This is a genomic window from Micromonospora sonchi, assembly GCF_014646235.1.
Lineage (GTDB): Bacteria > Actinomycetota > Actinomycetes > Mycobacteriales > Micromonosporaceae > Micromonospora > Micromonospora sonchi.
Genome location: NZ_BMNB01000010.1, coordinates 32,862 through 53,835, shown reverse-complemented (window position 1 = coordinate 53,835; position 20,974 = coordinate 32,862). Strand labels below are relative to the sequence as shown.

18 protein-coding genes and 1 pseudogene are annotated in these 20,974 nt (G+C 72.8%); 7 read left to right on the top strand and 12 right to left on the bottom strand.

Annotation, left to right across the window (positions count from 1 at the left end; genetic code table 11):
• Positions 1–33: 33 nt before the first annotated feature.
• The 7 genes from IEY61_RS12715 to IEY61_RS12685 all read right to left on the bottom strand — a co-directional run bounded on the left by IEY61_RS12715 (position 34) and on the right by IEY61_RS12685 (position 7,247).
• Entirely contained in the window at positions 34–2,343 is a 2,310-nt protein-coding gene (locus IEY61_RS12715) for a HelD family protein (protein WP_189043813.1), read from the bottom strand.
• Between the two features lie 531 nt (positions 2,344–2,874).
• Positions 2,875–3,186, bottom strand: coding sequence for an antibiotic biosynthesis monooxygenase family protein (locus IEY61_RS12710; protein ID WP_189043811.1), 312 nt, complete (start codon positions 3,184–3,186; stop codon positions 2,875–2,877).
• Positions 3,183–4,436, bottom strand: coding sequence for a beta-ketoacyl synthase N-terminal-like domain-containing protein (locus tag IEY61_RS12705; protein WP_189043809.1), 1,254 nt, complete (start codon positions 4,434–4,436; stop codon positions 3,183–3,185). The genes IEY61_RS12710 and IEY61_RS12705 overlap by 4 nt, the downstream gene beginning before the upstream one ends.
• On the bottom strand, positions 4,433–5,707 hold the full coding sequence (locus IEY61_RS12700) for a beta-ketoacyl-[acyl-carrier-protein] synthase family protein (protein WP_189043807.1): 1,275 nt from the start codon (positions 5,705–5,707) through the stop codon (positions 4,433–4,435). Before IEY61_RS12700 ends, IEY61_RS12705 begins: the two co-directional genes overlap by 4 nt.
• Entirely contained in the window at positions 5,704–6,102 is a 399-nt protein-coding gene (locus IEY61_RS12695) for a cupin domain-containing protein (protein ID WP_189043805.1), read from the bottom strand. The genes IEY61_RS12700 and IEY61_RS12695 overlap by 4 nt, the downstream gene beginning before the upstream one ends.
• The gene (locus IEY61_RS12690) at positions 6,095–6,874 is read right to left on the bottom strand and encodes an SRPBCC family protein (protein ID WP_189043803.1); all 780 of its coding nucleotides are present in this window, start codon (positions 6,872–6,874) and stop codon (positions 6,095–6,097) included. Before IEY61_RS12690 ends, IEY61_RS12695 begins: the two co-directional genes overlap by 8 nt.
• Before the next feature lie 46 nt (positions 6,875–6,920).
• On the bottom strand, positions 6,921–7,247 hold the full coding sequence (locus IEY61_RS12685) for a TcmI family type II polyketide cyclase (RefSeq protein ID WP_189043801.1): 327 nt from the start codon (positions 7,245–7,247) through the stop codon (positions 6,921–6,923).
• A gap of 396 nt (positions 7,248–7,643) precedes the next feature.
• Between IEY61_RS12685 and IEY61_RS12680 the strand changes: the two genes are divergently transcribed.
• The 5 genes from IEY61_RS12680 to IEY61_RS12660 all read left to right on the top strand — a co-directional run bounded on the left by IEY61_RS12680 (position 7,644) and on the right by IEY61_RS12660 (position 11,792).
• Positions 7,644–8,444 carry an AfsR/SARP family transcriptional regulator gene (locus IEY61_RS12680; protein ID WP_189043798.1) on the top strand — a complete coding sequence of 267 codons (801 nt, stop codon included), beginning with the start codon at positions 7,644–7,646 and terminating at the stop codon, positions 8,442–8,444.
• 116 nt (positions 8,445–8,560) lie between these two features.
• Positions 8,561–8,908: a TcmI family type II polyketide cyclase gene (locus IEY61_RS12675; protein WP_189043796.1), complete on the top strand. Its 348-nt coding sequence runs from the start codon at positions 8,561–8,563 to the stop codon at positions 8,906–8,908.
• Between the two features lie 12 nt (positions 8,909–8,920).
• On the top strand, positions 8,921–10,270 hold the full coding sequence (locus tag IEY61_RS12670; protein ID WP_189043794.1) for an FAD-dependent oxidoreductase: 1,350 nt from the start codon (positions 8,921–8,923) through the stop codon (positions 10,268–10,270).
• A 352-nt stretch (positions 10,271–10,622) separates the two neighbouring features.
• A complete protein-coding gene (locus IEY61_RS12665) occupies positions 10,623–11,444 on the top strand; it encodes a helix-hairpin-helix domain-containing protein (RefSeq protein WP_189043791.1) in 822 nt (273 codons plus the stop codon).
• Positions 11,445–11,585: 141 nt separating this feature from the next.
• Complete coding sequence (locus tag IEY61_RS12660; RefSeq protein ID WP_189043789.1) at positions 11,586–11,792, top strand: hypothetical protein; 207 nt, start codon at positions 11,586–11,588, stop codon at positions 11,790–11,792.
• A 75-nt stretch (positions 11,793–11,867) separates the two neighbouring features.
• Here IEY61_RS12660 and IEY61_RS12655 read toward each other — a convergent pair whose 3' ends face one another.
• The 4 genes and pseudogenes from IEY61_RS12655 to IEY61_RS12640 all read right to left on the bottom strand — a co-directional run.
• Positions 11,868–13,412 (bottom strand): hypothetical protein, encoded by a 1,545-nt coding sequence (locus IEY61_RS12655; protein ID WP_189043787.1) that lies wholly within the window; start codon positions 13,410–13,412, stop codon positions 11,868–11,870.
• 446 nt (positions 13,413–13,858) lie between these two features.
• On the bottom strand, positions 13,859–14,695 hold the full coding sequence (locus tag IEY61_RS12650; RefSeq protein ID WP_229705860.1) for a DUF5995 family protein: 837 nt from the start codon (positions 14,693–14,695) through the stop codon (positions 13,859–13,861).
• A gap of 107 nt (positions 14,696–14,802) precedes the next feature.
• Complete coding sequence (locus IEY61_RS12645) at positions 14,803–17,673, bottom strand: helix-turn-helix transcriptional regulator (protein WP_189043785.1); 2,871 nt, start codon at positions 17,671–17,673, stop codon at positions 14,803–14,805.
• Between the two features lie 94 nt (positions 17,674–17,767).
• A pseudogene (locus IEY61_RS12640) lies at positions 17,768–17,995 on the bottom strand (hotdog fold thioesterase); the annotation flags it as partial.
• Between the two features lie 283 nt (positions 17,996–18,278).
• Here IEY61_RS12640 and IEY61_RS12635 point away from each other — a divergent pair.
• Both IEY61_RS12635 and IEY61_RS12630 read left to right on the top strand, forming a co-directional pair.
• Positions 18,279–19,037: a class I SAM-dependent methyltransferase gene (locus IEY61_RS12635; RefSeq protein ID WP_189043783.1), complete on the top strand. Its 759-nt coding sequence runs from the start codon at positions 18,279–18,281 to the stop codon at positions 19,035–19,037.
• Positions 19,038–19,158: 121 nt separating this feature from the next.
• Positions 19,159–19,575, top strand: coding sequence for an MBL fold metallo-hydrolase (locus IEY61_RS12630; RefSeq protein ID WP_189043781.1), 417 nt, complete (start codon positions 19,159–19,161; stop codon positions 19,573–19,575).
• Between the two features lie 83 nt (positions 19,576–19,658).
• On the opposite strand, the gene IEY61_RS12625 is transcribed toward IEY61_RS12630, so the two are convergent.
• The gene (locus IEY61_RS12625) at positions 19,659–20,924 is read right to left on the bottom strand and encodes an MFS transporter (RefSeq protein WP_373293141.1); all 1,266 of its coding nucleotides are present in this window, start codon (positions 20,922–20,924) and stop codon (positions 19,659–19,661) included.
• Between the last annotated feature and the right edge of the window lie 50 nt (positions 20,925–20,974).

Sequence of the window (20,974 nt, the reverse complement as noted above, 5' to 3'; positions counted from 1 at the left end):
TCGAGCGGCTCGGCATCCCCTTCCCCGAATACCTCAGCCGGTAGGCCGCTCGGCGGGGTCGGCGTCCCGCAGGGCGGCGGGCAGCGCCGCGTGGTGCAGGACGACCAGGGTCGCGACGGCTCGGGTGAGTACGACGTACAGACGGTTCATGCCGCGCGGCTCGGCGGCCACGATCTCGGTCGGCTCCACGACGATGACGTGGTCGTACTCCAGGCCCTTGACCAGGCTGGCCGGGACCACCACGACGTCGGGCGCGTCGACGAGCCCGGCGAGGGTCTCGGCCCGGTCGTCGGCGGCGATGACGGCGACGGTCGCGTCGCGCGGGGCCTGCCGTACCGCGTCGCGGAGCGCGGTGTGCAGGTCGTCGACCTGCCGTACGGAGAGCGTGCCGCCGGGCCGGTACGACCGGGTGGGCGCGCTCCCGGGGGCGAGGGCCCGTGCCGCGTAGTCCGCGATGACCTGCGGCACCCGGTAGCCGGTGCGCAGCTCCAGGGTGCGGATCTGGCGCTTGCCGATCCGGGCGAGCAACTGCGGCCAGGTGTCGGCCGCCAGTGGATGGGTGGCCTGCCCGAGGTCACCGACGACGGTCATCGAGGCGTACTCGACGCGCCGGGCGATCATCCGGCACTCCATCGGGGACAGATCCTGGGCCTCGTCGAGGATGACGTGCAGGTACGGCTCGTCGGCGGCGGAGTCGTCGTCGGGTTCCTCGACCGGCAGCGGCTCGGCCAGCACCGGCACGTAGCCCTCCTCGCCGTGCGGGTCGAAACCGTCGGTCCAGCCGACGACGTGGTGCCCTTCGCGGAGGATGACCGCCTCGGCCCAGCGCTGCGCGGCGCCGATCGCGTCGTTGTCGATGGTCGGTCCGGCGAGGGCGAACGGGGTCGCCAGGTTGGGGGCGTACAGCTCCCATCCTTCCCGCAGCCCGCAGCTGAGCACGAAGGTCGCCACCGTCCGGGTGCCGGTGGTCAGCTCGCGCAGCCGCCACTCGGGCTCGGGCGCGCGCGGTGCGGCGGGTGGCTCGCCGAGCAGCTCGGCCAGTTCGTCCAGGAGCGGCACGTCGTCCACGGACCAGTCGGTGCGGCTGCGGTACGTCGCGGCCAGCGTCTCGGCGGCCTCGGGGTCCAGGCCGATCACCCGGTTGGCGTCGCCGAGCCAGCCGAGCACCTCGGTCGGGGTCAGCGTGGGCCACCAGGCCCGCCGGAAGCTGTGCAGCTCGTCGCGATCGCCGACCTCCTCGGCGAACAGCTTCCGGTCGAGGTGCCGGCCCTCCACCTGCTGCCACAGGGCGTCCACCAGCACGGCGGCGGCGGTCGGGCCGGCGGCGTTGGGCCCGGTGCCGCTCGCCTCGCAGCCGACGCGGACCCGACGGCGGGCCGCCGCCAGCTCCGCCGCGTCGAGCGTGAGCACCTGGCCCGCGTACACCAGTCGCAGCCGGCGTGGTGCGCTCGGCGGCGACTGCCAGCCCAGCTCGACCAGCACGTCCCGCATGCGCTCGTCGCCCTTGATCCGCGCGACGTACGCGCGGTCCCGGCGGGTGGCGGTCACCCCCTCCACCAACTCGCCGAGGGACCGCAGGTGCACGCTCTCCTCGCCGAGCGAGGGCAGGACCCGGCTGATGTAGCGGGTGAAGACCGTGGAGGGACCGACCACCAGGATGCGGCCGTCGGTGAATCGGCCCCGGTTGGTGTAGAGCAGGTACGCGGCCCGGTGCAGCGCGACCTGGGTCTTGCCGGTGCCCGGTCCGCCACTGATCAGGGTGACGCCGGGGGCGGGTGCCCGGATGGCCTCGTCCTGTTCCCGCTGGATGGTGCTGACGATGTCGCGCATGTGCGGCCCACGCGAGCGGCGCAGCGCGGCCAGCAGCGCCCCCTCGCCGAGCACGCGCAGGTCACCGGCCCGCTCCGGGGAGAGCACGTCGTCGTCGAGGTCGATCACCTTCGGGCCGCGGCAGATGATGACCCGGCGGCGCACCACGCCGAGCGGCTCCCCCGACGTCGCCCGGTAGAACGCCGCAGCGGCCGGCGCCCGCCAGTCGACCAGGAGCGGTTCCAGACCGTCGCGTACGCCCAGCCGGCCGATGTGGAAGCTCTCGCCGTCGTCGAAGTCGAGCCGGCCGAAGACGATGCCCTCCGCCTCGACGTCCAACGCCCGCAGCCGCACCGTGGCCTGGTGCACCATCGCGTCCCGTTCGACCAGGCCGGTGGCCGGGCCGCCGGCCGCCCGCCGGTGGCCCTCACCGGCGAGGTCGTTCGCCCGCGCGCGCATCCCCTCCAGCAGGTCGTAGACCCGGTCCACGACCTGCTGCTCCGCAGCGATCTCCCGGCCCCTGACATCAGACACGATGGCCCCCCGAACGCGTGGCTTGACTGTCCGGCGAAGCGTATGACCAGCTCAGGGGCGGAAAAATCAGTCTTCGCGACGATCCGAAGGGCGATTTCGCCCCCTACAATGAAAGTGGCACCGGAAGACAGATCACTTCGCGCCGGGGCGATCCCGCGCCACGCCGGGCTGCGACGGCGTCGCGATCGTCTGGGTCTCGCTTCGCCTCGTCCGGGCACCGGCCCGACCCGATCGCAACGCCACCTGACGGGTCGCCGGTGGGGCGGGCGGAGGGGCGATCCGGTGCCGAGGATCGGCGGGTTCGGCCGGACAGTGCAGCGGGCCGGTCATGGAATTGCCACCCCCACGTCGGTGCGCGCGGGTACGGCCCGCGGGTTCTGCCTGCTAAACCCTATGGCAGTACGCATTCACGTTGCCAGATGCAAATGGCTGACCGAAACGGCCGACTGGCGGGATTGCCGACGTGGTTCCCGAGGAGGCAGGATCGGTTCTGTCTGCCGACGCTCAGTGAGCAACGGATGACACAGGCGATCAGGCCGGGACCGGGGTCTGGGCGTGGACGTGAAAGCGCAGCGAACGGGCGTCGGTGAAGCACTCCCGCATGGGCCGGACCAGGTCGCGGTGCTCGGGGCTGCGTTCCCACGCCTCGAAGTCGGCCAGGCTGTCCCACTCGCTGGTGATCAGCCACTGTTCCGGGTCGGTCGACGAGCGGCACACCTGGTCGACCAGGTGGCCCGGTACGCCGTCGGCGACCAGGTGCCGGACCGCCTCGTACGCCCGCAGGAAGTCCTCGGTGCGTTCGGCCGGCACCCGGACCAGGAAGACCACTCGTCCTCGCGTCATCGTCGATCCTCTCCGGCCGGTGCCGCCCCGCGCAGCACCAGCGCGCTGTTGAATCCGTCGAAGCCCCGCGCGCAGACCAGCGCCACCCGGGCACGCGGACGCCGGTGCTGGCGCAGGAAGTCCAGCTCACAGCCGTCGGCGACGGTCTCCGGGCCGGCCGACGCGGGCAGCGTGTCGTGCCGGTAGGCGAGCAGGGCGGTGGCCACGTCCAGCGCCGACCCGCCCTGGTGCGCTCGCCCGGTCAACGCCTTGTGGGTGCTCACGGGCGCCGCGTCGCCGAAGACCGCCCGCAGCGCGGTGGCTTCGGCGCGGTCGTAGCGGGGCACCCCGAGCGCGTCGGGGACCACCACGTCCACCTCGGCCGGCTCGGCCTCGGCCCGGCCCAGCGCCAGCCGCATCGCCCGGGCGTACTGGTGTGGGTCGCCGGCCGAGGTGGCTGAGGTGTGCACGGCGTCGTGGGTGGCGCCCCAGCCGGCCACCTCGCCGTAGATCCGGGCACCGCGGGCCGCCGCGTGGCCGTACTCCTCGAGCACGAAGACCGCACCGCCCTCCGCCGGCAGGTAGCCGCAGGCCGCGGCGTCGAACGGCCGGTAGGCCCGCTCCGGGTCGGCCGCCTCGCTGAGCAGCCCGGAACTCAGCTGACAGGCCAGCGCGTACGGGCTCAGCGGGCACTCGGTCGCCCCGGCCAGCACCACGGAGGCGCCGCGCCGGATCGTGCGTACGGCGTGGGCGAGGCTGTCCAGCCCGCCGGCCGACTCCGTCACCAGCACCCCGCACGGCCCCTTGGCCTGGTGCCGGATGGACAGCTGCCCGACGCTGGCCGCGTAGAACCAGGCGATCGACTGGTACGCGCCGACCGTGCGCGCCGGAGACGACCAGAGTCGTTGCAGTTCCCGCTGACCGAACAGGTTGCCGCCGGAGGAGCTGGCCAGGGTGACCGCCCAGCCGTACGGGTCGGGTGCCTGCTCGGGCAGACCGGCGTCGGCCAGCGCCAGCCGGGTGGCCGCGAACCCGAGGTGGGTCCAGCGGTCGGTCTGCACCAGGGTGCGGTTGTCGATGTGGCGGGCCGGGTCGAAGTCCGCCACCTCGCCGCCCAGCCGGGTCGGGTATCCGCTGGCGTCGAAGAGGGTGATCGGCCCGGTGCGGCGCTGGCCAGAGAGCACGGTACGCCAGTGCTGCTCCGCGCCCACGCCGCTGGGGGCGACCACCCCGATCCCGGTCACCACCGCCCGACGCCGCCGCTCCGTCACGCCGACACCTCCCGGGCGAGCCGGCGGAACAGCATCGCCGACTGGAAGCCGCCGAAGCCGCTGCCGACCGAGAGCGCCACGTCGACCGGCACCTCCCGGGCGGTGTTCGGCACGTAGTCCAGGTCGCACTCCGGGTCCCGGGTGGCCCAGTTGGCCGTCGGCGGCACCACACCGAACTCGATCGCGAGGGCGCAGGCGGCCATCTCGATCGAGCCGATGGCGCCCAGTGAGTGCCCGACCATCGACTTGATCGAGCTGATCGGCACCCGGTACGCGGCCGGGCCGAGGGCCCGCTTGAACGCCGCCGTCTCGTGCCGGTCGTTCTGCCGGGTGCCGGAGCCGTGTGCGCTGATGTAGGAGACGTCCTCGGGACAGAGCCGGGCCTGGCGCAGCGCGTCGGTGATGGCCAACCCCATCTCCTGGCCGTCCGGGCGCAACCCGGTCATGTGGTAGCCGTTGCTACGGCTGGCGTAGCCGGCGACCTCGCAGTAGACGTGCGCGCCGCGCCGGCGGGCGTGACCGGCCTCCTCCAGCACCAGCACCGCAGCCCCCTCGGCCAGCACGAAGCCCCGCCGGTCGGCGTCGAAGGGCCGCGAGGCGTGCGCCGGATCGTCGTTGTCCGGGCTGGTGGCCTTGATGGCGTCGAAGGAGGCGACGGTGACCGGGGAGATCGGCGAATCGGCGGCGCCGGCGAGCAGGATGTCCGCCTCACCGTCCGCGATGAGCTGGTGGGCGTACCCGATGGCGTCGATGCCCGAGGTGCAGCCGGTGGAGACGACCTGCGCCGGGCCGTGCAGCCCGTACCGGCAGGCCACGTCGGCGGCCAGGGTGCTGGGCACCAGTGCCGAATAGAGGTACGGGCCGCCGAGCGCGGCGTCGACCAGCCAGTGCCGGCCACGGTCGCTGACCGTGACGTACTCCTGTTCCAGGGCCATGGTGCCGCCGACGGCGGTGCCGAGCACGACCCCGGCCCGGTCACGCTCGGCGTCGGTCAGCTCCAGGCCGCTGTCGGCGACCGCCTCCGCGGCGCAGGCCAGCGCGAACTGCACGTACCGGTCGGCGCGTCGTTGCTGCTCGGCGGTCAGCCCGGCGGCGTACGCGTCGAAGTCGCACTCGGCGGCGATCTGGGAGCGGAACGGCGACGGGTCGAAGAAGCTGATCCGCCGGGTCGCCGTACGTCCCTCGGTGAGGTTCTTCCAGAACCGGTCCCGGGTGACGCCGCCGGGCGCGACCACTCCGATGCCGGTGACCACGCTGCGACGGCTGGTCACGATGCTTCCCGCTGCTCAGCCGGCTCGGTGTCGACGTGACCGAGTTCCGGCCGGGGGGCCAGCGGTCCGAGGTGGAAGACCACCTCGGCGGGCAGGTGGCCGGTGTTGCGCAGCCGGTGTCGGACGTTGCGGGCCACGAACAGCGCCTCGCCGGCGGCCAGCGGCACCGGTTCGTCGTCCAGGTCGACGGTGATCGAGCCGCGTACGACGTAGAGGAATTCCTCGCTGTAGGGGTGGTAGTGCTCGGCGATGCGCTCCCCCGGCGCCATGGTGGCCACGCCCATGAAGCCGGAGGTGCTGCCGACGGTACGGGGGCCGAGCAGGACCCGCAGCTCGCCGCCGCGACGGCGGTCGGCGGGCACGTCCCGGGCGGCGACCATGGCCAGGTCAGTCATCGTCGTCCCCCGTCCCGGCGCCGCGCTCCCCCGCCAGCCGCTCGATACGCTCCTTGATCACCGTCAGCTGCACCACGCTGTTGGTGTTGATCCGCTCGGTCATTTCGGCGTTGTTCACCGGTGCGGTCGGCTTCATCGCGAAGTCCTGCGTCCAGGTCATTCGGACGCCCTCCGGTTCCTGGCGGTAGGTCCAGTGGATGTGCATGTGCTCGAAGGGGCCGGTCTCCACCCGGCGGGCCCGCACCTGCCAGGTCGTCGGATCGGGGGTACGCTCGCTGACCCAGCTCCACACCACCCCGTTCTCGTCGGGATGCATGGTCAGCCGGAACCGGACGGTGTCACCGTCGCGGCCGAGGATCTCGGCCTTCGCGTACTCGGTGAACAGGTTGGGCCAGCCGGCGACGTCGTTGGTGACCGACCAGACCAGCTCGAGCGGCGCGACGATGAGGATGCTGTTCTCGGTGTGCCCGGGCGGGTCGTCGGACGCCGGATCGGCGGGCGCGGGCGGGCCGCCGGAGATCGTCGGGTCGGCACGCCCGGCGACCAGGTCGGCCACGGCGGGGATGCTCAGCTGGGCGGCCTGCTCGGGAATGGTCACCCGCCACCGGTCGGCGACGACCGCGGCGAGTTCGAGCAGCGCGAGGGAGTCCATCCCCAACTCCTCAAGGGAGGCGGCCGGCGCGCGGGCAGCGGCGTCCGGGTCCAGGCCGCAGTTGGTCACCAGGATGTCGGTTATCTCGCCGGTCAGCGAGCGGCCGTCGGTGACGGTCATGGTCTCCTCCTCGGGTGTACGGGGCTAACCGCGCGCGCGGTGGCGGTCACGAGCACCGTCCGTCGAAGCGGTAGAAGCAGCGGGCCATGGCGTCCCGGGGCGAACGCCAGTCGGGCAGGTAGGGCGTGATGAAGGGGCGCAGCCGGGCGCTGACCCGCTCGAACTCGGGATGTTCCCGGGCCGCCGCCACCGCGCCGTCGCCCGGCGAATCGGTCTCCAGCAGGTGCACGTACAGGTCGTGCAGCCGGTACAGCGACCGGTGCCGGACACCCACCAGGTGGGGCAGTTCGGTCGTGTCGGACTCGGCGAAGATCTCGGCCACCGCGTCCTGGGCGCTCGGTACCACCTTCGCGATGATCACCGTTCGATCCATGCCGGTCCTCCCCGTGGTGCGGTGGCGACGCCTCCCGGCGTCCTGACGACTTCCGACACCATGCGGAGGCCGACGTCACCCGAGCGTCATCGAGACGAAGCGACACGACCGTCCATGGTGACGCTACGTTGACGCAACCTGTGAATAGGCTGAAAGCGCCCGACCGCATGATCGGCAAGGTTGTTCCAGTTCAGAGCCGACTTCACGGATGGCAAAAGGTCAGCTTGTCGACATCGATGTTGACTCAGAGTAACTGTTATTGATAATCTTCGCGACGGTCTGACCCAGCTCCGCACGCATCCGCGCGCGGCCCAGCTAGTCGACGGTGGCGTCCCGGCGACCGTGCCGGGATCCGACCGAGACCCGCAGCCGACGTGTTTCTCAGGGGGTGCCGACGTGGCCGCCGATCCGCCCGCCCGAGAACACCGGAACGTCAAGGTGGAGCTGCACCTGCTCGGCGGCTTCCGTCTCACGCACCGCGGCACGCCGGTGCTGGTGCCCCGGGGCCTGCAACGGGTCATCGCGCTGATCGGGCTGCGGCCCGGCGCGACCCGTACCCATCTCGCCGGGTTGCTGTGGCCGGAGGCCACCGAGGAACGGGCGCTGTCGTCGCTGCGGACCGCGCTGTGGCGGCTGCGCCAGGACCCGTACTGCCCGCTGATCATCACCGCCGACACCGTCCGTCTCGACCCGGCGGTACGGGTCGACGTCGACGATCTGGAAGTCACCGCCGCCCGGGTACGCGACGGCCAGGCGCCGGACGACGCCGCGCGGGCGCTCACCGCCGGCCGCCACGACCTGCTCCCCGGCTGGTACGACGACTGGGTGCTGACCAACCGCGAACGGCTACGCCAGCTCCGGCTGCACATGCTCGAACAGGTCGCCGGCCAGCACCTGGCCGCCGGGCGGCACGGCGAAGCCCTCGAGGCCGCACTGGAGGCGATGGCCGCCGAACCGCTGCGGGAGACGCCGCACCGGCTGGTCGTCCGCATCCATCTCGCCGAGGGCAACGCCTTCGAGGCGGTGCACGCCTTCTACGTCTACCGGGATCTGCTGCTCCGGGAGCTGCGCCTGGAGCCCTCCCCCGCGATGACCGCGCTGCTCGACGAGACCCTCGAACCGATCCGCCGGGCCAGCCGGCCGGCACCTCGACCACCGCGGCACCCGAACACCCGGCCGACGTTCCAGGCCCGCTGACCGCCGTCACCGCAGCACCCGGGCCCGTTGACGGGCAGGTGACAGTCCTGGATACAGGGTGAGCGGATCGTGGCCCGGCGACGAGTCCGGGCACGACCACCGGTGAGAGGGGTCCGATGAGCCGTCTAGTCATCGTCAGCAGGATCACCCCGGGCGCGGAGGATCGGGTGGGACAGATCTTCTCCGAGTCCGACTCGACCGAGTTGCCCGGTCTGACCGGGGTACGCCACCGCTCGCTGTACTGCCTGCACGACCTGTTCGTACACCTGATGGAGACCGACGAGGTCGGCCCGGACGCCCTCGCGGCGGCCCGCAACCACCCGCTCTATCTCCAGGTCAACAAGCGGCTCTCCACGCACACCTCGCCGTACCTGCCCACCTGGCGCTCGCCGCGCGACGCGATCGCCAACTGCTTCTACCGATGGGACGCCGCCGATGTTCCCGCGCCGCGCGCCGCCGGCTGACCAGGCGAGATCGTGGCGACCCGAACCCCGCACGTACTGATCATCGGCGCCGGCACGGGCGGTCTCTGCCTGGCGCACGGGCTGCGCCGGGCCGGCATCGGTGTCGCCGTCTACGAGCGACACCGCACCCGTGCGGACGGGCTGCTCGGCTACCGGGTGGGCATCGGCCCGACCGGCAGCCGGGCGCTGCGCGACTGTCTGCCGCCAGAGCTGTTCAAGACCTACCTCGCCACCTGCGCCCGCTCGCCGCGCTACTTCAACGTGCTGAATCAGAAGCTGCGCCACACGGCGTCGTTCCCGCTGCGGCCGGACAGCCATCCGGTCGACACCGAACGGTCGGTGGCCCGGATGACGCTGCGTCAGGTGCTGCTGACCGGGCTCACGGACGTGGTCCACTTCGACCGCACCTTCACCCGGTACGCCCAGCACGACGACGGCACCGTCACGGCCCACTTCGCCGACGGCACCACGGCCACCGGCGACCTGCTGGTGGCGGCGGACGGTACGCATTCGGCGGTCCGCCGCCAGCATCTGCCGCACGCGGTGATCCGGGACGCCGGCACCATCAACATCGCCACCCGGATCCCGCTGACCGAGCACACCCGGTCGCTACTTCCGCCGACCGTGCAGCGAGGCATCTCGCTGATCTTCGGCACCGGCGGCGTGATGGGCGTGCTGCACGTGATGGAGTTCAAGTGGGACGCCCACGGCCGGCTCAAGCCGGACGTCTCCCCGGCCGACGCGGCGTTGCTCGCCGACTGGCCCGGGCTGCGCCACGACACCACCCGGGACAACATCAACCTGGTGGTCTGGAGCACCGCCCGCCGCTTCCCCGCCGACGTGATGAGCCGCCGCGGCGCGGAGCTGATCCAGGTGGCCCTGGACCTGACCGCCAACTGGCACCCGCGCCTGCGGGAGTTGCTGAGCCGGGCCGACCCGGGCAGCGCCCTACCGATCCGGGTCTCCACCTCGGAGCCGGTGCCGGCGTGGAAGAGCAGCACCGTCACCCTGCTCGGCGACGCGATCCACACCATGACACCCGGACGCGGAGTGGGTGCCAACACCGCGCTGCGCGACGCGAACCTGCTGCGACGTCAGCTGATCCTGGCCGCCGCCGACGCGAAGACCCTGGTGCAGGCGGTCGCCGACTACGAGGCCGCGATGCTGCCGTACGGCTTCGCCCGGGTGGCCGACTCGTTGAACCGCAGCGGAACCAACGGCGACGACCGGATGTACCGGCCGGTCTTCGGTCGGCTCGCCCTGCTCGGCGCCCGCGGGTACTTCCGGGTCACCAGCCGGGTGCCGCCGCTGCGTCGCAAGTTCGTCGACGACTTCTACACCTACCGGGGCGAGCAGGACTGAACCGCCTCCACCGCGCCCGTCACGTCGCCCCGGGTGAAGAATCACCGCTGGCCGCGCAGGGGCGGTTGTCACCAGGCACGTCATGTCACAGGGACATTTTTATGTCTCTGTGACATGACGACTGGTCGATGATGCGCCCTTCGTGGCGACGCTCCTACGGCGACCAGCGCCCGCCCGCTCATCCCTGTCGATCAACCCCACACTGTCCGTTTCGTACCGGCCACCTGCGGTAGCCCTCCGTGCGTCCGCACGGACTGTTACCGAGGCTGGCTGTTGCCTCCGCCACGCGTGTGCGAAGCTGCGGCGAGCTTTTCTCGCGACGATCCGGACGTGAACTTCAGGGAGGTTTGCCGTGGGCGAGTCCTTCGGTAACTGGCTGATACTGCTCGTGGTGCTGCTGGCCGGGCTGGCCGGCGGCTGGCTGCTGCTGCGCGGCCGACGCAACGATGCGCCCGCGCGGACGAGCGGCGCCACCACGGAGGCGACCGAGCCGGCACCAGCCACGACCACTGACACCCAACAATCGAGCACCACCGCAGCACCCGCCGAAGCGGCCACCAACGAGCCGGCCGCCGCCGAACCGGCTACTGAGCCGGCCGTCACCGAACCGGCCGTCACCGAACCGGCTACTGAGCCGGCCATCACCGAACCAGCGCCGGCGGTGGTCGCCGAACCCGCCCCGGCCGCTGCGACCTCGGACACCACCACGCCGGAGCCGGCTACGGCCGACCCGGTCACCGCGCCCACCCCCGACCCGGTCACCGCACCCGTGGCGGACACCGAACCCCAACCGGCGGACGCGGAGCCCCAACCGGCGGGCGCCCTGGAGGAACCGACCGTGGCACCCGTCGAGGAGGTGGCCGCGCCGACGACCGTTGCCGGCTCGTCGCCGCGACGCAAGGCGACCGCCAAGCGGGCTCCGGCCGCCAAGAAGATTCCCGCCACCACTGTCGAGGATGCCGACGACGACTTCCGGCGCATCCAGGGTGTCGGGCCGAAGATGGCCGCCGCCCTGCACGGCGCAGGAATCCGGACCTTCCGCCAACTGGCGGAGCTGGACGAGGCGGCGCTACGGGAAACGATCCGGGGTGCCGGGCTGCGGGCCACGGCCAGCGTGGCCACCTGGCCCCAGCAGGCGAAGATTCTGGCTGCCCAGGCCGGCAGCGACGCCTGACAACCGTCGCTGAGCCGCCGTCGGCATCCGCTGGCCGGCCGGCACAGGCACGACCCCGAGCAACATCGGGGAAAGTGTTGCCTCCGGTCGGGGTGGGTACAAGGCCGGTCACCTCGTACCCGCCCCGAGTGGAGGAGAGCCATGCGTGGCACGTCGATATTCGGAGTCCTCGTCGTGATCTGGTTGATCATCGGCGCAGTCGCCGCCGGCCAGCGCGGCTACTACACCGACGAGGAGACCAACTGCGCCGAACTCGGCACCATCCTGGTCACCATCGTCGCCGGACCGTTGAACTACGTCGGCGCCAACCCGAAAGTCGACTGCGAGCTGCCCCAGCCCTCGCAGTGACGGCGGTGCGGGGATCGACCACGCGGTTCCGCCCGCCTCCGGTCACCGGGACCGGCGGCGGGCGGAGTGACGCCCTCAGCGGAAGCAGTGCGAGATCGGCACCTTGCTGCCGAGACAGTTGGTCGGATCGTTCTCGATGACGACGCTCTCCTCGTCGATGTGGACCTGGGCCCGCTCGGCGTGGATGCCGCCCCCCTTCACGGTGGCGCGGTTGCCGGTCACGCGGCTGTCGTACAGCTTGGCGGATCCGGCGGCGACGAACAGCCCGGCGCCCCGGGACTGCCGACCCACGGCGGCGTTGCCGGTCACGTCGCTGGTGCGCACCAGCAGGTTGGACTTCTCCGCGTAGATGCCGCCGCCGCGGCCGCGGGTGGTGTTGCCGCTGACCACACTGTCGTCCATCGGCAGCAGGCCCTGCACGGTCGAGATGCCGCCGCCGGAGACGGCGGCGAGATTGTCCCGGACCGTCAACTGTCGCAGCACCAGCACCGCGTCGGAGTTGGCCAGCCCACCGCCGATCTGCGCGCTGTTCTCCGCGACCAGGCTGTCGACGACCTTGGTACGGGCGGAGAAGCTGGCCAGGCCGCCGCCCTGCTCAGCGGTGTTCTGGACGAAGGTGGAGGAGTAGACGTCCCCGGCCGCCCGGTAGTTGGCCAGGCCGCCGCCGTAGCTGTTCGCGTTGTTGTGCCGGAACTCGGTCCGGTGCATGACCATCACGCCCCCGTTGAGCAGGCCCCCGCCCTTGCCCTGGGTGCCGGCGGCGCGGTTGCCGACCAGCGTGCTGTCGGTGATCTGGAGGTTGCCGTCGTTGAAGATGCCCCCGCCACCACCCTCCGCCGACAGGGAGGTGCTGTCGGCGACCGTGACCCGTTCGAGCACAGCGGTCGCGCCGTGCACGATGTGGACGCTGCCACCGTCCGCAGCCGATCGACCGTTGCGCAGGGTCAACTCGCGCAGGGTCAACTCGCCGCCGTCGCGGACGGTGAAGAACCGGAAGTTCTTCGCGCCCGCCGCCCGGGCGATGGTGGCGCCGGAGCCCTCGATGGTGATCCCGTGGTAGATCACGGGTAGACCGGCCGTGTCGTCGGCGGGGTTCGTCGGTGGCGCCTCCGCATCGCCGGGGGTCTCGGCGGCGTCGGCGGCCTCCCGCGCGTCGCGGATCCCGCCGTCGTACTCGTCGACCTGGCGGAACGCGTGCGTCAGGCGATAGGTGCACCCCTGGGCCAGGCGCAGCGTGGCACCGCCCTTGGCGTTGGCCTGGACCAGCGCGGCGATGAGCCGGGCCGAGTCGCAGGGCACCTGCACCGCCGCTCGACTCGGCGGGCGTCCGTTGCGCGCGCTTTCCGGATCGGTCGCCTGGTCACCGTCCTCGTCCCGGTCCCACCCGGGTGCCTGCTCCCGCTTGCCCTCCGGCGCCCGGTCCGCCCCAAGCACGTCGGTTTCGACCAGGGCCTGTCCGGACGGTGGCGGCGCCGGTTGGTCGCGGTCAGCGGCCGAGGCGGCGACGGTGAGGCCCGCCGCGCCAGCCACCAGGCTGCCCGCCACCAGGCCGCCGGCCAGCACCCAACGGGACCGCCGTCTGGGCGTGGCGGGCCCTCGGCTCCCTTCGTACGTGGACATCAGCTTTCTGCCTTTCGTGCGAAACACGGCCGCACCGGTATCGGGCGCGGAGCGGCTGATGTCGCCTCAGCCACCAGAGGCACCGTATGGCGCAGGAAGGCAGATAACCGGCATACATGAATGATTAAGCCATTCGCGCTCATGTCCTCGGAGCGCACCGAGCCACGCGCTCCCCCGGCCGGGTGCAACGGCGCGGGGTGGCGGGGCGGGGTCCGGGCCGTGCGGCGGGACGGCGCCGGGGCACAGCGGTCATGGCCGGGGGCGTACCCGGTGAGGGCCGGCCGACACCCCCCCCGGAGCCGGCCGGCCCTCTGATCCCCCGTGGTCCCCCCTGGTCCCCCGTGGTCCCCCCTTGCCCCCGTGGTCCGATCCGGGCGACGCCGCCCGGCGGGTCGGACCGCCCCCGCGCTCCACGCGCAGCAGAGCGCGGGGACCCCCCGTCCCGGCTACTGCAGAAGCGCCCCGAGAGGCGACAGCAGCAACCGACCGAGCGCCGCGGCCGCATTGTCGAGTCGCTTGCGCTCGCGTTCGTGTCGGTCCGGGTCGTGCCGGCACCGCCAGATACGTTGTGCGTTACGCCAGGCGACATCGCGCGTGTACCCGATCAGCTCACCCTGATACCAGTCGTCGATGTTGCCGTTGAGCATGTCGATGAGCAGTTGCCACCGATCCAGGTAGCCCCGACGCAGGTCGGGGATCTTGTCGGCGAAGATCTTGTTGATCTCCAGATAGTCGTGGTGTTGGTCGCTGCCGTTGACCGGCTCGGACTCCAGGTGGGCGAAGGTGGTCACCAGCGCGAACGGCAGATCGAAGTTGATGTGCGCGTTCACGCCGGCCGCCGCCGAGGGCAGCGGGCGCGCGTCCGGGCCACACATCCGCTCGAACAGGCACGCCCAGGCCTTCGGCGTGCCGGGGCTGCGGTCGCTCCACAGCCGCAGCGCGTCGAAGTAACGCGCGGCGAACTCCACGTCCAGCCGGGACAGGAAGACCGGATCGACGAACCGATCGGCGTAGAGGCCGTCCAGCACGCTGCTGGTGATGACGAGGTACAGCCGGTTGAAGTCGGCCAGTGGACAGCTCTCCATCAGCGGAGGCAGCCGGACCAGCAGCTTCTGCAACTCGGTCAGATGCTCGACCACGGCGGGCACGTCGGCCGGGTGATCGGCGAGCAGGTCGACGATGTCCCGGTGCACCGGCCCCCAGACCGGTTCGATCGTGCCGGCCTCGCCCTCCGCGCCGCCGTGAAACACCACCGCACCGAAGCCGGTGACTCGCTCACCCATGCCTTCTTCTCCGCCCTGGTCGCCGGCGCCGCCGTACCTCGCCGGCACCGCGCTCAGCCTGTCAGCCAGGCGGAGCGGCGACATCAGTAGAACGACGTATCCGACCCCTACCGGCGGCTGTGCAGGAAGATGGCGCTTGCCTGGACCCGGGTACGCACGTGCAGCTTGTCGAAGATGTGCGAGACATGGACGCCGATGGTCCGCTCGCTGATGAACAGCCGCTGGCCGATCTCCTTGTTGGTCAGGCCCTCGGCCACCGCGGCCAGCACCTCGCGCTCGCGGGCGGTGAGCGCGGCGAGTTCCTCGCCGCCCGGCCCGGCCGGCGGCGCCGCGCTCTCCGCGCGTTCCTCCAGCCCGATCCGGGCCCGGCCGGCGAGGGTACGCATCTCCTCGGCCAGCGGCACCGCGCCGAGTCCCTGCGCCGTCTGGTACGCCTGCCGCAGCAGCTTGCCGGCGGTGGCGGTCTGGCGTCGGCGGGCCAGCAGCGCCTCCGCCTGCCGCAGCCGCGAGTAGGCCGCCGGATACGGGTGGTTACGACGGTCCCACTCGGCGGCGGCCCGCGCCCACAGCTCCGGGTCCGCTCCGTCGAGGCGGCTCACCTCGGCCGCGCAGAGCGCCAGGTACCCGTCGACGACGTCGCGTACCGGCCGGGCCGCCCGCTCGCTCTTGCGGGCCACCCGGTCGGCGATCTCCCGCAGTCGGCGCACCGCGGTGTCGTCGACCGCGACCGTGCGGCCGGCGTACGCCTCGGCCTCGGCGCGCAGACCGTGCCAGACGAGCACGGCGAGAATGACCAGGTCGTCGGAGCGGGTCTCGGTGAGGCCGCGCTGCACCGCGTGCCGGGCCAGGTCGTGACGCCGCTGCCACATCGCCAGCCCGGCGCGCAGGGTGAGCAGGGGGATGACGTGCCGGGCCCCGCCGTCGGCGAGCATGGTGGCCGCCGCGTCGAGATCCCGGTCGGCGGCCTCGGTGTCGCCGTAGCCGACCGAGAGCCGGCACCGGGCCAGCAGCAGCTCGACCGCGTCCGCGCCGGAGGGCCGGTGCCGCAGCGCCGCCGCGACGACCTTCTCCGCCTCGGACCACTGCCCCACCCGAAACAGGCCGTTGGCGGCGATGGCCAGCAGCCGGGTCCCGTAGCTGCGGCCCAACCCCAGTTCGGTCACCCGCTCGGCGCCCCGGCGGGCCACCACCACCCCCTCTTCGAGGATGTTCAGCGGGCCGGTGAGCAGCTCCGCCAAGTGCAGGTAGGCCAGGGCCACGTCCTCCGGGCGGCCCGCGCGCTCGGCGGTCGCCAGCGCCCGGCGCAGCACGGCCAACCCGGCGTTCGGATCCTGACGGTACGCCTCGGAGAAGCCCAGCGCCATGCTGGCCAGCACCACCTCGGTGGTGGCCCCGTCGGCCTGCTCCGCGAGGGCCAGCGCCTCCCGCGCCCGCTGGCCGGCGTCGGCGTACCGGCCCAGGTGCAGCAGCAGCTCCGCCAGGCGGGCGGCGGCGGTGGCCCGCTGCCGGGGCGTGCAGTCGGCGGCGTCCAGCGCGTGCTGGTACTCCGCCTCGGCCAGCGCCGAACGGCCCGCGGCGGCGAGATAACGGGCCCGGCGGATGTGCAGCTCGCAGGCCGGGAGATCGGTGTCGGCGTCGGCCAGTTCCTCCAGCAGGGACAGTGCCCGGGCGTACTCACCGCAGTGGTGGGCGGCCTCGGCCGCGTGCCCGAGCAGGGCGGTGTGGTCCACGTCGGGCAGGCCCCCGGCCAGTTCGACCGCGACCGACCAGTGCCGGTGCGCCTCGGCGTAGCCGTACAGTCGCTCGGCCTCCCGGGCGGCGGCCAACGCCGCCGGCAGCGCCCGCGCCGGCTCGCCGGCCAGCCGCCAGTGATGCGCCAGCCGGGCCTGGTGCAGCTCGCCCGGCGCCGAGGTCAACGCCTCGGCGTAGCGGCGCTGCAGCACGGCTCGCTCGGCGGGCAGCAGCTCGTCCGCCAGCACCTCCGCGACCAGCCGGTGGCGCAGTCGGTAGCCGTCGTCGGAACCGACCAGCAGCCGGTGTGCGACCGCCGCGCGGACGGCGTCCAGCAGGTCGTGCTCGGGCAACCCGACGACCTGGGCGAGCAGCCAGTGCTCGACCGGTTCCACCCCGGCGGCGACCGCGTGCACGGCCCGGTGCGCCGGCCCCGGCAGGGCGTCCACCCTGGCCAGGAAGACCTCACGCAGGGTGTCGGAGAGACCGTCCCGGCCGTCACGCAGATCCCGGGAGAGTTCCTCGACGACGAACGGGTTGCCGCCGCTGCGCCGCCACAGTTGCTCGGCCGCCTCGGGCGCCAGCGGACGGCGCACCACCGCCGCGGCGAGCTGCTCGGTCGCGGCCCGGTCCAGCGGGGCCAGGTCGATCACCCGTACCGACCGCAGCCGGCGCAGCTCGGTGAGCACCCGGCGCAGCGGATGCGCGCCCTGGAGGGACTCCGAACGCACCGCCGCGAGCACCGACAACTGGAGGTCACCCAGGCCGGCGAGCAGGTAGAGCAGCAGCTGGCGGGTGGTCCGGTCGAGCCACTGCAGATCGTCCAGCACGAGCACCACGGGGCGTCCCGCCGCGATCACGCTCAGCCCCCGGGAGACCCGCTCCAGCAGCGCGCCCGCGCCGTCCGGACCGGTCGCTTCCTCGGTGAACACCGCCAGCAGCGCACGGACCGAGGCAGCGTCGGGCGGGGCCAGGTCGGCGTCGAGTCGGCGTAGTGCCTGGCGCAGCGGGTGCAACGGCGAGGCGTCGCCGATGTCCAGACAGGAGCCGGTGAGCACCAGGGCATCCCCGTCGCGCAGCCGCTCACCGACCTCGCGCAGCAACCGGGTCTTGCCCACGCCACTCTCGCCGGTGAGGAAGACGGCGGCGGTGTTTCCCGGCGCCACCGCGTCGAGCAGCGCGGCACGCACCGTCGCCACCAGTTCGGCCCGACCGACGAGCGGTGTGGTGTCCACGTCGCTGGCCATGGCTCGCAGCCTAGCCACCGGCCCCCTTCTCGCTCTACTGCCGCCTGGCCGCACTCCTACGCCTCGCGTCGACATCGCGCCCAGTGGTGGGGGTCGGGCGGACGAAGGTGATCTCACCGCTGGCGGCGACGGTGACCGGGCCGTGGCTGTTGCACGCCAGCGCGAAGGCCGTGTCGGCCAACAGGAACACGAACCCGCCGTGGGCTATCCGGTGGCCGTTGACCATGTCGGCGGTGATCCTCATCCGGGCGACCGCCACGCCGCCGCCGGCGCTGACCAGCTCGATGCCGAGCCGGTTGGACGCGACATCGGCATCGAACATCTCGTGCGCGGCGGTGCGCTGCGGATCCACGCTGGCTCCCGGGTCCCGATCGGCCGGGCGGTCCTCGCCCGGTGGGACATCATGTCATCGCCGGGTCGCCGCCCGTACGCACCCGGAGAGGGGTGTGGGGCCGACCGGCATCACCGTCGACCCCACGATCATCACTTTGCCATTAAACCGACGGGCGGTCCATCGCCGTCCGCCAGGCCGGGCCGTTCTAGCAATTGCAAAACTGTGGCAATAGTTCTGGACAGCGCCGACACCCGTAACTAGCGTGATCGAGATGAGTCCTTACATCGCCGACGTCGACGCGTGGCAGGAAAGCTGGGATCGGCAGCAGGAGGCGTACCTGCCGGACCGGGAGCACCGCTTCACCGCCATGCTCGACGCGGTCGACGCCATCCGCGACACCGCACCGCCGCGGCTGCTCGATCTGGCCGGCGGCACCGGCACGATCTCGCTGCGGGCGCTGCGCCGCTTCCCCGACGCCGAGCTGACCCTGGTCGATCTCGACCCCGCCCTGCTCGCCCTCGCCGCCGCCGCGCTGCGCGACCGGGTCACCATCGTCACCGCCGACCTGGGCCGCACCGACTGGCACACCACCCTGCCGCATCGTGGGTACGACGCGGTGCTCACCGCCACCGCACTGCACTGGCTGCCCGCCGACCGGCTGGCCACCCTCTACGGCGAGGTTCACGACCTGCTGCGGCCGGGCGGCCTGCTGGTCAACGCCGACCACATGCCGGACGACACCCTGCCGAAGCTGACCGAACGCCTGCTGGACCGGGCCCGGGAGCGACGGCAGGCCCGGTACGCCGCTGGCGCCGCCCTGTCCTGGTCCCAGTGGTGGGAGCAGGCAGAACGGGACGAGGCGCTGGGCCCCCTGGTGCGGCAACGGCACGCCATCTACCCCGCCGGCCACAGCCCGGAGTGGAACCCGCCGATCTCCTGGCACCTCGCCGCCCTCACCAAGGCCGGCTTCACCGAGGTGGGCACCCTCTGGCGCGGTGGTCCCGACGCCGCCGTCGTCGCCGTCCGCTGACCACCCGACACCCTCAAGATCCGCACAACATCAGGGAAGATGTTGCCTCATCAGCCGGCGAGGCAGCATCTTCCCCGAAAGTGCTGCCGAGGGCCGAGTACGCGGAAAAGGGGGTGGTGGCGTGGTCGAGTTTCAGCAACTCGCGGGACGGGTCTGGGTTTGTGCGGGGGACCCGGATCCGGATTTCGTGCAGGCCGGTGTCGCGCTGGTCGCCGACGAGCGCGGGAGCGTCCTGATCGACGCCGGGCAGAGCCCGTCGCATGCCCGGGAGATCCAGCTGGCGTTGGCCGCCGCCGGTCTGCCGACGCCTCGCTGGCTGGTCTACACCCACCACCACTGGGACCACGTCTGGGGTGCCTGCGCCTGGCCGGACGTGGAGATCGTCGGTCACGTCACGGGCGCCGAGTTGCTGCGCGCCGAGGCGGCCCGGCCGTGGAGCATCCCGTACCTGCGTGCGGAGGTGCTCTGCAACCGGCGGCTGGGGCCGAGCTTCCCGGCGTACTGGTACGCCACGTCTCCAGCCACAGCCCGCCGATGACCCTCGCGGCAGCCCGCGCGGCGATCGTCCGCTGATCCGCCAACGGGGCTGGTTGGCGAGCCGGTCCTCGGGCCGTCGGTCGGTCACGCGTCCGGGGTCGGTGCGCCCGCCCGCGCCGGCACCCCGGTGCCGGCGGGCGGACGGGCCGCACGGACCAGCAACAGCGTCGGCAACAGCAGCAGCGGTACGACCACCAGCGCCCGCAGCGTGCCCACGTGATCGCCGAGCAGGCCGAGCAACGGGGGCCCGGCGAGGAACGCGGTGTAACCGATCACCGCGACCACGCTGACCCGGACGTGGGCGTGTTCCTCCTCGTCGGCGGCGGCGCTCATGCCGACCGGGAAGCCGAGCGAGGCGCCGATGCCCCACAGCGCGACGCCGACCACCGCGACCGGGCCGGAGCCGGCGAGCACCGCCAGGCCGGCGCCGACGATCGCGAGCACGATGGTCGTGGCGAGCACCGGTCCCCGCCCCCACCGATCCAGCGCCACCGTGCCGAGGGTGCGGCCCAGCGTCATGCCGACCACGAAGACGCCGAAGACCGCCGCGCCGGCCGCCTCGCTGAAGCCGTACCCGTCGATGAAGGCCACCGCGAGCCAGTCGTTGGCGCTGCCCTCGGCGAACGCCGCGGCCAGCACCAGCAGGCCGATGAGCAGGGTCCGCGGCTCACGCCAGGCGGCGAGCAGCCGCCTGCGCCGGCCGGCCGCGGTGCCGGGATCGGCGTCGGGCTCGGCCGGTAGGAACGCCCGCGCCCCGAGCAGGGTGCCGGCGAGCACCAGCACGGCCAGCACGCCGAGGTGCGGGCCGACCGGTACGCCCAGCCGGGCGGCGCCCGCGCCGAGGCCGGCGCCGGCCACCGAGCCGAGGCTCCACGCGGCGTGGAACCGGGGCATCACGGTCCAGCCGAGCCGGCGCTCGACGGCGGCGCCCTCGATGTTCATCGCCACGTCGCAGCTGCCGGAGCCGTAGCCGACGGCGAACAGTCCCAGCGCCACCCCGGGCAGCGCCCCGAAGACGCCGGCCGACACGCCGGCGACGGTCAGCCCGAGCGCCAGGATTCCGGTGGCCAGCGCCACCGCGCGGGCCGCGCCGAGGCGCTGGGTGACCAGGCCGGCGGTGGGCATGGCGAGAATCGCGCCGGCGGACATGGCGAGCAGCACCAGGCCGAGCCGGCCGGGGCTGAGGCCCAACTCGTCGCGGATCGCCGGTACCCGGGAGAACCAGGTCGCCACGGCCAATCCGTTGAGCGCGAACACCACCGCGACGCCGTTGCGGGCGGCCAGCACGGCGCGGGACGGTCCCGGGCTGGGCGGGGGTGTCACGACGGGGGTGGTGACGGCGGGGTCCACGTACGTTCCGGTCCTCTCCTCGGCAAGGTGCTGGTAAGGATCACACACCT